Source organism: Bradyrhizobium sp. MV1.5 (assembly GCF_055807615.1).
The window spans coordinates 143,221-156,277 of record NZ_JBVVPL010000008.1; the positions used below are offsets into that span (position 1 = coordinate 143,221).

Consider the following 13,057-nt stretch of genomic DNA (forward strand, 5'->3'; position numbering starts at 1 on the left):
CTCGTCCTTTTCTTTTATGTTTCTGTTCCAATCGAGAAAATTGCGGACCAAGCATCTCCAAAGAAAACGTAGTGACCAGATGGCGCGGAGCCAAAGGTACTTGGAAGTTGCCGAACGGGTGCTGGCAAAGCACAAGCTCCCGTTACGAGCTCGTGATCTTGTCAATCTTGGAATTGAGGACGGCTTCGTAGAGAGCTGGGACAGCAAGACTCCGCAAAAGTCGATGCAAGCTCGCTTGAGTATTGATATTCTCGAAAAGGGCGAACAGTCGAGATTCATCAGAACGCGGAGAGGAAGGTTTTATCTTCGCTATTTATTGGGTAGTCCCCTTTCCGAGAGTTCGGACTTGCTCTCAATAGCGGAAGAGGCGCCAAGGTATGCCAAACCCTTCACAACGGCCCGTCGGATATATCCGTCACCGCTAGAACATGCACTCACAGTGCCGCGCGAGCATTATAAGCAGTATCTAGATTTTCAAGGTTTTCGGCTACTGCAGCCAGCAATGTTAGGGAAGCTATTTCGATCTGGCGAGGTTTCCTACATTCCCAGAATTCAGGCTGAAACCCTGGACGATCGAAAGCAGGTCTTAACGTACGTCTTGGTGACGCACAAAAAGAAAGTGCTCTCGTTTAGGCGAGGCTCCTACAACAATATTGCCGCCTTCCTTCGAGGAAGTCGTTGTATCGGATTTGGCGGACACGTCACCGAGCACGACCACACGCTATTCTCTCATGATGACCTTGGTATCAAGAGCAGCGCGCTACGAGAGTTAGGTGAAGAGCTTAGTCATGACATTTCACAAGGCGTGGCTGATGGGAAGCTAAGCTATCTCGGTGTGATCAATGATGACTCGTCAGACGTGGGACGTCGGCATGTGGCTGTGGTCTTTGAATATAGGGTGAAGGACTGGATCGCATGGTCGAGCCCTCGTCGCGGAGAGGCCTCAATCAATCAGCTCGAATGGATTGACACAGCTAAAGACGAAGTCGATCTGAATGAGTTTGAGTATTGGTCCCAGCTTTGCTGGCGAGCCTTTTTCCGCCCCGTTGTGGAGTCTCAGCCTTCGTATAGGGTAATCAGAAAGAAACCATTCGGCGGCGCGCATCTGCTTGTTGTTGCTGGAACGATTGGATCAGGAAAGTCGGCGGCAACGGAGTTCTTCCGCGATTGGCTCAACTATCGAGAGATCAATAGCGGCAAGGTCCTCGCGAAAATTCTTCAGCTGCCTCCCATACCGCGCACAAGCCGGCGCGTGTTCCAGGCAGCGGCGGAGCGATTTATCAGTTCAAAGGTTGGTCCGCGTAGATTGGCGCGCGCGATATGTAATCTTGCTAATGCAAGTGGTGCTCCACGGGTTGTTGTAGATGGCATAAGACATCGAGAAACGCTGGATTTAATCCGTGAGTTCTCAAGCCGAGATGTGGCGACAGTTTATGTTCAAGCCGCACCGGATATTGCGTATAAGTTGTACTCTGCTCGCGAGCGGAGAAGTATTTCGCCGGGAAAGTTCTTCGAGCTTTACAACGCTCCAGTAGAACGAGACGTGCGCTATCTCATTCAAGATGCAGATGCTATAATATACAACTGGACAGGTCGAAGTGAGTACGATGCGGCGCTCGACAGATTAGGCACGGAGTTGAATTTATATGACGATGCGAAATCAAGGAGGATACGACGAGGGATATAAATTTTGTCCCTGCTTCTGGGGGAGCGAGCCTGGAAGTTACGTCCAAAAATTGCTCACGAAACTAAGTGGTTGTACCGATCTACTTGTTTTAGACGCCGGCTGCGGTGAAGGAAAGAATGCGGCGTTCCTATCCAAGATGGGAGCTCGGGTACAGGCTGTGGATATTTCAGGGGTGGCGTTAGCTCACGCACGGATTCTTCATTCGGACGTCGATGTGGAATGGATGGAAGGAGACATCAGTGATTGCTTGCTTGCTGCGCAATACGATGTCGTTATTTCGTACGGACTGTATCACTGCTTGCCAAGTATGGCTCACATCTTGGCTCTCCACGAAAGGCTCGCAAGTTCAACGAAGGCGGGCGGCTATCACGTAATCTGCTCATTTAATGATCGAGATCACGATCTGTCGGCTCACCCTGGGTTTGAGCCGTGCCTGTTGCCCCATAAATTTTACGTCGATCTCTATCAAGATTGGCATGTCGAGGCCCTTTCCGACGAAACTCTGCATGAAGAGCATCCTCACAATAAGATTCCCCACCACCATTCGCTAACAAGAATTTTGGCGCGGAAGCCGCTATGATATGTCCACCGGAGCTGCGCCGTCTTTATCGAGATGGAAGAGTTTTGCCATTCGTCGGCGCCGGCGTCTCTATGTCCGCAACGTGGATGGCGAGTGGGGTGGAGAGAAGAGGGCTCTCCTGGACAGAGTTGGTGGATGAAGCGGTGCGCCAACTCGGTTCCGAGAATCCGGAGCTTCTTCGTTTTCGAGGGACCGACTTGCAAATCCTCGAGTACTTCCGCTTGAAGAAAAACGGTATTGCTCCGCTAACCAATTGGCTATTCGCGCAAATGCAGCCGACTGATGGCGAGCTGCATAAATCAACAATCCATGCAGCGCTGGCGAGCCTGACCAAGTGCAAGTTATTTTACACGACGAATTTTGACGACTTCTTGGAGTGCTCTCTTCGACTGCATGGGAGGGCCGTGCAAGTCACCACATCGGAAAGAGATCTGAATCACGGTGACGATACTCACGTCATCAAATTTCATGGAGATTTTAACGCGCCAGACGAGATGGTGCTCTCCGAATCTCACTACGAGCGACGGATGCGGCTTGAATCCGCGATGGATCTCAAACTCCGATCAGACATACTTGGTAGGGCGATACTTTTTGTTGGCTATAGTTTTCGTGATCCAAATATTGCGTACCTGTTCAGAACAGTGAATGAGAAGTTCGGTGAACTGCCTCATTCCTTTGCAGGTAAACGAGCATACATCGTTGTTACAAATCCATCTGACTTCGAATTGCAGCTGTTTCGAGAGAGAAAGATTGAGGTGATTTCGACGTTTGATTTGGATCGAACGCGCGCTGTTGCTGAGTTGTTGACGGAGTTATCGTCGTGACGGCCGCAATCCTGATCGTCTATTCAACCACGAGTGCTTACAAGAAGGCGGAAGTCGAAGAGATTTGCCGCTCTGTGTCAATAACTGTCCCGACTGGTGGTCGCGTACTCGTAGGGCAGGCTTTCAAGTTTGAATTTCGTGACGGTAAGCCATCTGAGCCTCTTGAGCGAGATATCGAGGCGATGGTTCGGCACAAAGCTGTAGCCGCTTACAAAAATCTGCTGGTTCCATGTATCGTAGAACACGCCGGCTTGATTTTTCAGAGCTATCTTGGTGCGAATTATCCAGGTGGGCTCACCCAGCCTATGTGGGACGCGCTTGGCGCGGAAAAATTCATTTCCGAGACTCAAAGCAAGGGACGGAAAGTGGTCGCGCGTGCTGTAGTTGGATACTGCGATGGGCTGAGCGTTCGGTGCTTTCAGGGGGAGACAGCTGGGACGCTCGCGGAGCGGCCTGCCGGGGTTCGGGAGTTCTACTGGGATCCGATTTTCATACCCGAAGGTGAAAGCATGACCTATTCCGAGATCGTTGCGGACGCCAACTTAGGCCTGAAGAGAAAAGTAGAACTATCGCAGTCGGCTAAAGCGCTGGTGAAGTTCCTAGAATTCCGCCTGAGGATCGGTGATCCGCCGCTATTTCCCTAGACGGGCACGGCCTGAGGGGCTTTGCCCACCCAACCTCAAAACGACCGGCCGCAGGGGCAACCCTTTGTGTTGGTTTTCAGCGCCGCCTCCAGCCTCGCAAATGCATTCATCGAAACAGAACGGCGGGCCCAAGCCCGCCATTCTGGTTCCGACGCTTCGCGCGTGGCGCGAGCGGAGCCTATTTCTTCTTCGCGCCGACCCGCTCGAGGTTCTTGATCTCCAGCGCCGGGCGGCCGGATTTTTCGGCGATCTCGCGGTCCTGCTCCATGATGAAGCCGCGGGCCGGCTCGTCGCCGTCGAGGCCGCCGAGCAATTCGGCGGGGACGCGCCGGTTGGAGCGTTGGGAGCCGTCTTCATAGAAGACGTTGAAAAAGGCGAATTCGCCCTTGGGATTGGTTCCGGGTTTTTTGGCCATGGCCGGCTTTTCGTCGATCAGGGGGCCATAGTCAAATGACTTTGGCAGGTTTCCGGGGGCCGGCCGCGGGCTCTGCAGCGGCAGCACCGGCTGCGCGATCGATCGACGAACCCGTTTGTGAGCGGCGCGGATGCAGGGCGGAAGCGTCCGACGCTTCGTAAAACCCGATGCGCTCCTTCGGGGGGGACCCTCAACTTCAGCCTTGCCTCACCCTTGCCTCAACAAACGGCGGGCCGCGAAGCCCGCCGTTTATTTTTGGTCTTCAGTGTCGCCCGGGGCTGGCGGGGCGACAACCTAGAATAGAAGTTTATAACCGGCGCCATGCCATGGCAAGGCAAATCGTTGGGGCTGCGATGTCGCAGCGAGCGCATCAGACATGCAATGGTCGCGAAATCGCGTTTCGATCAGGGTCAGAGCATTGCTTGGATAGCCAAATCACTTTGTTCATATTTCCTCTCGCAATGCAGCGATCGGTGCGCGCCTTGTCGGCAAGCGCGTTTGCCTGCACGTATTCCCCGCGTGCAGAAGTTGCGATGCCCAACATAATGAGTTCCGCGCTCCACACGTAGCGTTGTTCCCATCACATTGCGCGCGCCGCATGCACCGTTCCTACGGCGCCACCAGCTCCACCCGTCGGTTCAGCGCACGGCCCGCGTCCGTTGCATTGGATCCGACCGGCGCCAGCAATCCAACGCCGGCAGTGCGCAATCGCGCCTGAGCGATGCGAAAACTCTTCACCAGCTCGGCTGCGACTGCTTCGGCGCGGCGCTTCGACAGATCGAGATTGTACTCATAGGCGCCCTGGCTGTCGGTGTGGCCGACGATGAAGACGTTGAGCTGCGGCTGGCTCGTCAGCAGCTTTGCGATCTGCTCCAGCGTCGGGCGGCTTTCCGGTTTGAGCACCGCCTTGTCGGTGTCGAAATAGATGCCGTAGAGCGCGATGTGACCGGTCTCGCCAAGCCCCTTCGCCATCGCGGCGGCATCCACCATCTTGTTCGCGATGGCGCCGAGCTCGGCGACGGTGACCTGCGCTGTGATGTCCTGATTGTTCTGGCTGACGAGGACGCTGGCAAAGGTCTCGCGCCCGCCCTCGGTCTTGCGGCCGGCGTAGTAACGGTAGTTGAAACCATCGACCCACATCTGCGGCACCGGCAGCGTGTCGATAGCTTCAGTAAAGGGAATGGCGCCGCACGCATCGGTGTCGCAGGCGAGCAGGGTCTCGAAGCCGGCTTTGGCAAGCTGCGTCTCGAAATTGCGCGACACTTCCAGGATCGAGGGGCCGGGATTGGTGCGATACGCGATGCGAAAGACGCGGCCCTCGAGCCGTCGCGCATCGACGGGCTGGCCGTCCCTGAAGGGAGCCGCCTGCATCCGCGCTACGTCAAAATCCTTCATCACATAGCCGGTGATGACGCTGCCGGCGAACCGGCCGATGCCGGGATAGTCGCGGCCACCTGCCACATCGCGCGTCTGCGCGGAAGCGGCCGTCACGGTGAGGGAGAGCGATGCGAGGACGCCGAGCATGCGGCGCGACATGGACATAGGCATGGTCATCTCGATCGGTTGGGGAGGGGGCGAGCGCATTTGATTTGTCGCAGGCAGGCAGCGATCGGTTCTGGCGAGGATTTGCCGCTTTGACGCGAATCCGGTTCCCGGGCATGATCGCGCGCTGCTCCCCCGCCCATTCCCTGTAGGATTCATCCGAATGTCGAAATACGCCTTGGCCATCGCCTTCATCGCCTGTCTGGCCGGCGGATCGGCGCAAGCCGCGCGCTGCGGCGGCGACTTCAACAGCTTTGTCGCCAGCATGACCTCGGAAGCGCAGGCTGCCGGCGTCTCGGCGAGCGTGACCAGCGCGGCGCTCAGCGGTGTGCAGCAGGATGGCGCGGTGCTCGCCTTCGACCGGCGCCAGCGCTACACCTTCAACAAGAGCTTTGAGCAGTATGTCTCGACCCGCGTCGGCCCCGGCCGCATCAACGGCGGCCGTGCGTTGTTGCAGCGCCACGCCGCGTTGCTCTCACGCATCGAGCAGCAGTTCGGCGTGCCCCGCTACATCCTGGTCGCGATCTGGGGGCTGGAGAGCGATTTCGGCAAGGGCGACATCGGCAAGCTGCCGGTGATCCGCACGCTGGCGACGCTTGCGCATGACTGCCGCCGCACGGAGCTGTTCCAGGGCGAGCTGCTCGCCGCTCTGAAGATCGTGCAGCGCGGTGACCTGCCGCTGCGCGACCTGATCGGCGCCTATGCCGGCGAGATCGGCCAGACCCAGTTCCTGCCGTCCTCCTACATCAAGTACGGCGTCGATTTCGACGGCGACGGCCACGTCGATCTCCGCCACAGCGTCCCCGACGTGCTCGCCTCGACCGCGAACCTGCTCCACACCAGCGGCTTCAAGATGGGCCAGCCCTACGGCGAAGGCACCGCCAATTTCGAAGCCATGCGCGAATGGAACAGGGCGGTGATCTATCGCAAGACGATCGGGTATTTCGCCGATCGGCTGGCGGGGCAGTGAGGGGCGTGATGTCTCTCCGCCGTCGTCCTGGCGAAAGCCAGGACCCACTACCCCAGGCGGGACTTGTTACAACGATTCACAGTCACATGCTGAGTAACTGCCAGTCTTCGCCAAACTGAATTCGGTGGTTATGGGTCCTGGCTTTCGCCAGGACGACGGCGACGGGTTTGCTCACGTCCCCTTCGCCATCTTCTCCAGCTTGCGCTGCAACGGCGCCCAGTACGTTGCCGGGCGGAAGCGCTGCAGGAGGTCCATGAAGCGGGCGTCGTTGCCGATCAGGATGCGCGGCTCGTTTCTCTCGATGCCCTTGATGATGCGCAGCGCGGCGTCTCTCGGCGTGGTCTTTGCCGCGTTCTCGAACCGCTCGATCGATTGCGACCGGCGCGCATTGTCGGTGACGCCGACCCCTGTGCGCGAATTGCGGGCGATGGCGGTGGCGACGCCGCCGGGATGCACCACCGACAGCCTGACAGGGCTGCCCGCCACCACTAGCTCGTGCCGCACGCTCTCGGAAAAGCCGCGCACCGCGAATTTCGCCGCGGCATAGGCTGACTGTCCCGGCGGGGCGATGATGCCGAAGATCGAGGACAGGTTGACGATGTGCGCCTCGCCCAGCGTCTTCAGATGCGGCAGGAAGGCGCGCGTGCCGTGCACCACGCCCCAGAAATTGATGTCGAACAGCCAGTCCATCTGCGCCTGGTCGATCTCCTCGAACGAGCCCATCAGCGCCACGCCGGCATTGTTGACGACGATGCCGAGCGCGGGATGTGTGGTGGTCGCCTCACGCGCGAACTGCGCGATGTCGTCGGGCTCGCCGACGTCGACGCGATGCAGGCTGATCTTGCATGCGGCGCCGATCTCGGCCGCGAGCGTCTTCAGCCCGGCCTCGTCGCGATCGGCGAGCGCGAGATCGCAGCCGCGCCGCGCAAGCTCGATCGCCAGCGCGCGGCCGATGCCGCTTGCCGCTCCGGTGATGGCGGCGGCGCCGCGGATTGCTGTCATGATGATCCCCCGTCGAGCCTCTCGAACGGAACTATGATTTACATTTTTTCATATTGGAACCGAACCGCATCGCTGTTCCCACCTTAACCTACGTTACTTGATGAAGACAGGCAGCATTGGGAGCCGCCGATGGGACAAGCACAGCCATTTCGGGCCACCGCACTGATCGTGGAAGACGACCTCATGCAGAGGGAGATGCTCAGTCTTCTTCTCGAAGAAAGCGGCTACGACGTCATTCAGTGCGAGAGCGCCGAGGCGGCCGAGCTTGTATTGGAGAAGAGGGCCGGCGCGCTCTGCCTGATGATGACCGACGTCCAGCTTGCGGGCCGCATGAACGGCGTCGAGCTCGCCCACGTCGCCAAGGACCGCAACCCCAGGCTCGACATCATCGTCACCTCCGGCCGCCCCTTGATGCAGGCCCTGCCTGACGGCGCGAAATTCTGGGCCAAACCCTGGGCCCCGCTCGACGTGCTCCGCGAGGCCGAGATCGCGCAACTGTCCTGAAGGCGATCCCGCGGGGCCGCTTTCGCGGTCCGGGGCGCGGTGATAAGGTCGGTCCATGACCTTGTCCTTCCTGCTCACCTCGCTGATCGTCGTCGCCTCGCCCGGCACCGGCGTGCTCTACACGCTGGCCGCCGCACTGACCCGCGGCTCGCGCGCGAGCATCGCGGCCGCCTTCGGCTGCACCCTTGGAATCGTGCCACACATGACGGCCGCGATGCTGGGGCTCGCCGCGGTGCTCCACACCAGCGCGCTCGCCTTCGCCGCACTGAAATGGTGCGGCGTCGCCTATCTGCTCTACATGTCCTGGCAGGCCCTGCGCGAGACCGGGGCGCTGGCGGTGGACGGCGAGATCCGCGAGCGTTCGGTGGGCCGGGTGATCGTGACCGGCTTCCTGATCAACATCCTCAATCCAAAACTGTCGATCTTCTTCCTGGCCTTCCTGCCGCAGTTCATCGCCGCGGACGAAACCCATGTGCTGGCGCGGATGCTGGAATTGAGCGGCGCCTTCATGGCGATGACGTTTGCGGTGTTCGTGGTCTACGGGCTCTGCGCAGCCTCGGTGCGCGAGCGCGTCATCTCCCGCCCGCGCGTCATGGCCTGGCTGCGCCGGAGTTTTGCCGCCGGCTTCGCCGCGCTCGGCGCCAAGCTGGCGTTCGCGGAGCGGTAGGCTTCTCCAGCCAATAAACGCGGGAGCCAATAAAAAAGCGGGCCTTGCCCGCCGTCTTCAAACTCAGAACTCTTGCCCGACGCCCGGGCGGAGCGAACTCCACCCGGGCAAAGAATAAGAAGCCTCGTTACTTCTTCTTCGCTGCCTTCTTGGCCTTCTTCTTCGTCGCCTTCTTCGCCTTCTTCGCTTTCTTAGCCATAGGATCCTCTTCAGGGTTAATGGTGAAACGCGACACGAGGGATGCTCGGCGGAGGGCCAGCCTCGCAACATCCTCGACGACGAACTCAGCAGATTCGCGCGCTTCTGCCCCGCGCTGTCACATCCGTGTCATCGCGTTATCCACAGCTCAGATGCATTTTCGGGTGATTTTGGTTCGCGAATCCGCTTCGCCGGCATGCCTAACGATCCGACAATGCGCTCGCCGTTCATGAATCCAAAACCAAAGGCATGTTTTCGCGGATCGCAGTGAGACTCCGTTAAGCGCGTCGGTCGCATTGTCCCCGCAAGAAAACGGGGACGGGTCATGGACGGACAGCTGGCAGGGACGGAGGGCGCGACGCTGCGCTTGTGGCGCGCGCCATGCTGAACGTGCCGACACTCTGGACCGTGTTCGTCGTCAACTTCCTGGCGCTCGGCCTGATCTGGGCCTACGTGACGCGCTCCTATCCGAAATTCGCGGCCGCGCGGTTCTGGATGGCATCGTGCTTCGTCGGCGCGACCGGCACGATGGCGGCCTTGATCCGCCTTTTCGTCGTTTCGCCTGTCCCGCTTCTGCTCGGAGCCGTCGGCATCATTGCCGCGAGCTGCCTTGCCGCCATGGGCATTCAGCGTTTCTACGGCCAGCCGGTGTCCTGGCGCGTCATGGCCGCGACGGGAATTCTCAGCCTCGGCGGCGTATTGTTCTTCATGGTCGCATACGATCACATGCAGCTGCGCATGCTCAGCTACTCGCTCGGCCAGGCGCTGCCGCTGGCGCTGTCGTTGCGGTTGCTGCTGTCGCCGCCGGAAGGCCGCGCCAGCCCGGGAGCCCGGCTCTCCGGCATCGTGATCATCACCATCATCGCGATCTTCGCGGCCCGTGCGATCGGCAATCTGCTCGGCGGCGATTTCTCGTCGGTCGCCGGGGGGCAGTCTCATGCGGTCATGGTGCTGGGCCTCCTGTTCCTGTCGATGACGCTCAATTTCGGCTTCCTCCTGATGGCGATGGACCGCCTGCGCAACGAGGTTGCCGACCTCGCACTGCTCGACGATCTCACCGGTGTCGCCAACCGGCGGCACCTGTTGCAGCGGCTGGGTGAAGAATGCGCCCGCTCGGAGCGCAGCAACGAACCGTTCTCGCTGCTGGTGATTGATCTCGACGGCTTCAAGACCATTAACGACACCCATGGCCATGCCGCGGGCGATGCCTGCCTCCAGCACTTCACTTTGATGGCGCAGACGCGCTTGAGGCCCGGCGACATGCTCGCCCGCACCGGTGGCGACGAATTCTGCGTCGTGCTGCCGTCGTCGACCTTGCGCGAGGCGGCTGCGATCGCCCGCCGCGTGCTCGAGGTCTGCCGCCAGGATGCCGTCACCTGCACCGGCATCGACATTCCGATCGCGATCTCGATCGGGGTGGCGCAGTGGGACCGCGGCGTCGGCCAGTTTCCGGACCGGCTGATCGCGCATGCCGACCACGCCCTCTATGCGGCCAAAAAGAACGGCAAGAACGACTTTGCCGTCCACGATCCGGCGCCGCCGCTCATGCCTGACCCGATCGGTCCAGGCGAGGCCTTGCGCAAATTCGCGTAAGGGCGTGCTAACGTCAGGTCCGCACTGGACCTCCATGATGATCTCTCGCCTGCTCGCGGCCGTTCTCGCCGCTCTCATTCTGATCGCACCCGCCGCTGCGACCGATGCCGAGCTCGCAAAGCTCGCGCGCGCCTCCGGCACGCCCGACATTCCCGGCCTGAAGATGGTGTGGCTGGCGCCATGGGGCGATGTCGCCAACGCAAAACCCTGGCGCAACATCATCGTGCACCAGACCGAGGGACCGGCAGGCTCGGCGCGCGGCGGCGCGCAAGAGCAAGCGAAGAATCCCACGCGTCGCGGCGTCACATTGTGGGTCGAGACCGACGGCACCGTCTATTGGGCGGTCGCGGAACACCTGGTGCCGACCCATGGCGACGGCGCCAATCGCAACGACAACAAGTACATCGACAACAAGCCGACCTATCGCCAGGTGGTGCGCGACAATTCGATCGGCGTCGAGTTCGCCGGCAACTATCCCGACGTCACCACGGGCCCGACCGCGGCGCAGGTCGCGGCGTGGAAGATCCTCGTCCAGATCCTGCGCGCGCGCTACGGCATCCCGCTCGACCACGTCTATGCGCACAACTGGATCGACTATAAGGACGCCCGTTATTGCGAAGGCTGCTGGCTCGCGACGCTGGCGCGGGTTTGGGGGGAGTAGAGGGCGCGCCGGCGGTAGTCTTTTCCCTTCTCCCCTTGCGGGAGAAGGTGGCGCGAAGCGCCGGATGAGGGGTTGTCTCCGCGAATGACGATGAGAGAGGCGTGCTCGCGGAGGCAACCCCTCACCCGTCTCGCCGCTACGCGGCGATCCACCCTCTCCCGCAAGGGGCGAGGGGAAGATCAGTCACACCGGCTCCGACATCCAGCCGAACAGCCGCCGGATCAAGCCCGGCCGCCGCGGCATCTCCGGCGGGCCGTCCGCCGCCAGCACGCGTTTGAAGAAGTAGTCCAGGAACACCATGTCGTTCGGCTCGGTGACGGTGAATGTCTCGTCGCCGAAATAGACGCTGTAATTGAAGAAGAACGGGCCCATGAGCGGGATGCTCGCGGTCGAGGCGTAGTCCTTCGAGATCACGAACTCCGACGGCTCGAGTCCGTGCTCGCGCATCGCCTGCTCCACCAGCGGCAGCTTGCGCATGAACTGGGCGGAGAAGCCGCCGACGGTGGATTGCAGGATGATCGACACGGTGCGTGTCCGTTCTCTTGATGCTGTCTGCCCGATGCTTTTGGTCGGTCGACCGGCAGCGCCGGTTCAAGATGCCTGGTCCGCGTCCCCGCGAACATGCTGCGCCTCACACGCAAAAAAAAGCCGGCGTTGCCGCCGGCTTTCCGTCTCTCGTCGATCCGCCAATCTCTGGCGCCAAAAACCTCGCGCTTAGAGCGCGGCTTCCAGCGCGGCCTGTTCGGCCTTTGCGATCGTGCCCTTGACCGCGGACTGCACCTTCTCGAAGGCGCGGACCTCGATCTGGCGGACGCGCTCGCGCGACACGCCGAACTCGGCGGCAAGGTCTTCCAGCGTCATCGGCTCATCGGCGAGGCGGCGCGCCTCGAAGATGCGGCGTTCGCGCGGGTTGAGCACGCCCATGGCGCCGTTCAGGGCGTCACGGCGGTGATCATACTCCTCGTGCTCGGCCAGCATGGCTTCCTGGTTGGGCGAATTGTCGACCAGCCAATCCTGCCATTCGCCGGCTTCGCCGTCGTCGCGGATCGGAGCGTTGAGCGACGCGTCGCCACCGAGGCGGCGGTTCATGTCGACCACGTCCTGGGCCGTGACGCCGAGACGCTTGGCAATGATGGCCACCTGGTCGGGGCGGAGATCGCCTTCGTCCAGCGCGGAAATCTTGCTCTTCGCCTTGCGCAGGTTGAAGAACAGCTTCTTCTGGTTCGCGGTGGTGCCCATCTTCACGAGCGACCACGAACGCAGGATGTACTCTTGAATCGACGCCTTGATCCACCACATCGCGTAGGTGGCGAGACGGAAGCCCTTCTCGGGCTCGAACCGCTTCACTGCCTGCATCAGGCCGACATTGCCTTCCGAGACGACCTCGGAGATCGGCAGGCCGTAGCCGCGATAGCCCATGGCGATCTTGGCCACGAGACGGAGATGGCTGGTGACGAGTTGGTGCGCCGCGTCACGATCATCGTGCTCGCGCCAACGCTTGGCGAGCATGTATTCCTGCTGGGGTTCCAGCATCGGAAACTTGCGGATCTCGCCGAGGTAACGGGAAAGGCCGGATTCGCCATTAAGGACCGGCAGGGTAGCTGTACGGGCCATAGTGCGCCCTCCAAACAGGTTCAGGCCCCCGATAGCGGCGGGCCAGGCAGACGACCGCTTGGTTAAAGCCGATCGGTGCTGCGATGTTCCGCGTTGGTCTTCAACGCAAGCGCAATATACTCCATCGGGAGGCAAAAAGGGAAGGATTGCTGACGT

The 13,057-nt window shown here is 60.6% G+C and carries 14 protein-coding genes; 9 read left to right on the top strand and 5 right to left on the bottom strand.

Features of this window, described 5'->3' with window-relative positions; translation table 11 throughout:
• Nucleotides 1-100 precede the first annotated feature (100 nt).
• From AC0L2J_RS10775 to AC0L2J_RS10790, 4 genes are all read left to right on the top strand, one after another.
• A complete protein-coding gene (locus AC0L2J_RS10775) occupies nt 101-1,687 on the top strand; it encodes an HTH domain-containing protein (RefSeq protein ID WP_473389237.1) in 1,587 nt (528 codons plus the stop codon).
• Nucleotides 1,647-2,267, top strand: a complete 621-nt coding sequence (locus tag AC0L2J_RS10780; protein WP_473389241.1) for a methyltransferase domain-containing protein — start codon at nt 1,647-1,649, stop codon at nt 2,265-2,267. Before AC0L2J_RS10775 ends, AC0L2J_RS10780 begins: the two co-directional genes overlap by 41 nt.
• Before the next feature lie 131 nt (nt 2,268-2,398).
• Nucleotides 2,399-3,091, top strand: coding sequence for an SIR2 family NAD-dependent protein deacylase (locus tag AC0L2J_RS10785; protein ID WP_473389244.1), 693 nt, complete (start codon nt 2,399-2,401; stop codon nt 3,089-3,091).
• Nucleotides 3,088-3,735: a non-canonical purine NTP pyrophosphatase gene (locus tag AC0L2J_RS10790; protein WP_473389248.1), complete on the top strand. Its 648-nt coding sequence runs from the start codon at nt 3,088-3,090 to the stop codon at nt 3,733-3,735. Before AC0L2J_RS10785 ends, AC0L2J_RS10790 begins: the two co-directional genes overlap by 4 nt.
• Nucleotides 3,736-3,913: 178 nt before the next feature.
• Here the strand turns inward: AC0L2J_RS10790 and AC0L2J_RS10795 are convergent, their stop codons facing one another.
• Nucleotides 3,914-4,150 carry a hypothetical protein gene (locus tag AC0L2J_RS10795; RefSeq protein WP_473389252.1) on the bottom strand — a complete coding sequence of 79 codons (237 nt, stop codon included), beginning with the start codon at nt 4,148-4,150 and terminating at the stop codon, nt 3,914-3,916.
• Nucleotides 4,151-4,759: 609 nt separating this feature from the next.
• Nucleotides 4,760-5,698, bottom strand: a complete 939-nt coding sequence (locus tag AC0L2J_RS10800) for an OmpA family protein (RefSeq protein WP_473389256.1) — start codon at nt 5,696-5,698, stop codon at nt 4,760-4,762.
• A 157-nt stretch (nt 5,699-5,855) separates the two neighbouring features.
• On the opposite strand from AC0L2J_RS10800, the gene AC0L2J_RS10805 reads away from it, so the two are divergent.
• Nucleotides 5,856-6,662 (top strand): lytic murein transglycosylase, encoded by an 807-nt coding sequence (locus tag AC0L2J_RS10805; RefSeq protein WP_473389260.1) that lies wholly within the window; start codon nt 5,856-5,858, stop codon nt 6,660-6,662.
• A gap of 171 nt (nt 6,663-6,833) precedes the next feature.
• Here AC0L2J_RS10805 and AC0L2J_RS10810 read toward each other — a convergent pair whose 3' ends face one another.
• Nucleotides 6,834-7,664 carry an SDR family NAD(P)-dependent oxidoreductase gene (locus AC0L2J_RS10810; protein WP_063993864.1) on the bottom strand — a complete coding sequence of 277 codons (831 nt, stop codon included), beginning with the start codon at nt 7,662-7,664 and terminating at the stop codon, nt 6,834-6,836.
• A 129-nt stretch (nt 7,665-7,793) separates the two neighbouring features.
• Between AC0L2J_RS10810 and AC0L2J_RS10815 the strand changes: the two genes are divergently transcribed.
• The 4 genes from AC0L2J_RS10815 (at nt 7,794) to AC0L2J_RS10830 (ending at nt 11,287) form a co-directional block, all read left to right on the top strand.
• Nucleotides 7,794-8,168: a response regulator gene (locus tag AC0L2J_RS10815; protein WP_007614637.1), complete on the top strand. Its 375-nt coding sequence runs from the start codon at nt 7,794-7,796 to the stop codon at nt 8,166-8,168.
• Between the two features lie 55 nt (nt 8,169-8,223).
• Nucleotides 8,224-8,835 carry a LysE family translocator gene (locus tag AC0L2J_RS10820; protein WP_473389265.1) on the top strand — a complete coding sequence of 204 codons (612 nt, stop codon included), beginning with the start codon at nt 8,224-8,226 and terminating at the stop codon, nt 8,833-8,835.
• Nucleotides 8,836-9,414: 579 nt separating this feature from the next.
• Complete coding sequence (locus AC0L2J_RS10825) at nt 9,415-10,626, top strand: GGDEF domain-containing protein (RefSeq protein ID WP_473389267.1); 1,212 nt, start codon at nt 9,415-9,417, stop codon at nt 10,624-10,626.
• 34 nt (nt 10,627-10,660) lie between these two features.
• Nucleotides 10,661-11,287 (top strand): peptidoglycan recognition protein family protein, encoded by a 627-nt coding sequence (locus AC0L2J_RS10830; protein ID WP_473389272.1) that lies wholly within the window; start codon nt 10,661-10,663, stop codon nt 11,285-11,287.
• 183 nt (nt 11,288-11,470) lie between these two features.
• Here the strand turns inward: AC0L2J_RS10830 and AC0L2J_RS10835 are convergent, their stop codons facing one another.
• Nucleotides 11,471-11,812 carry a hypothetical protein gene (locus tag AC0L2J_RS10835; protein ID WP_007614624.1) on the bottom strand — a complete coding sequence of 114 codons (342 nt, stop codon included), beginning with the start codon at nt 11,810-11,812 and terminating at the stop codon, nt 11,471-11,473.
• Nucleotides 11,813-12,001: 189 nt separating this feature from the next.
• Nucleotides 12,002-12,901 (bottom strand): RNA polymerase sigma factor RpoH, encoded by a 900-nt coding sequence (gene rpoH, locus AC0L2J_RS10840; RefSeq protein ID WP_007596598.1) that lies wholly within the window; start codon nt 12,899-12,901, stop codon nt 12,002-12,004.
• Nucleotides 12,902-13,057 lie beyond the last annotated feature (156 nt).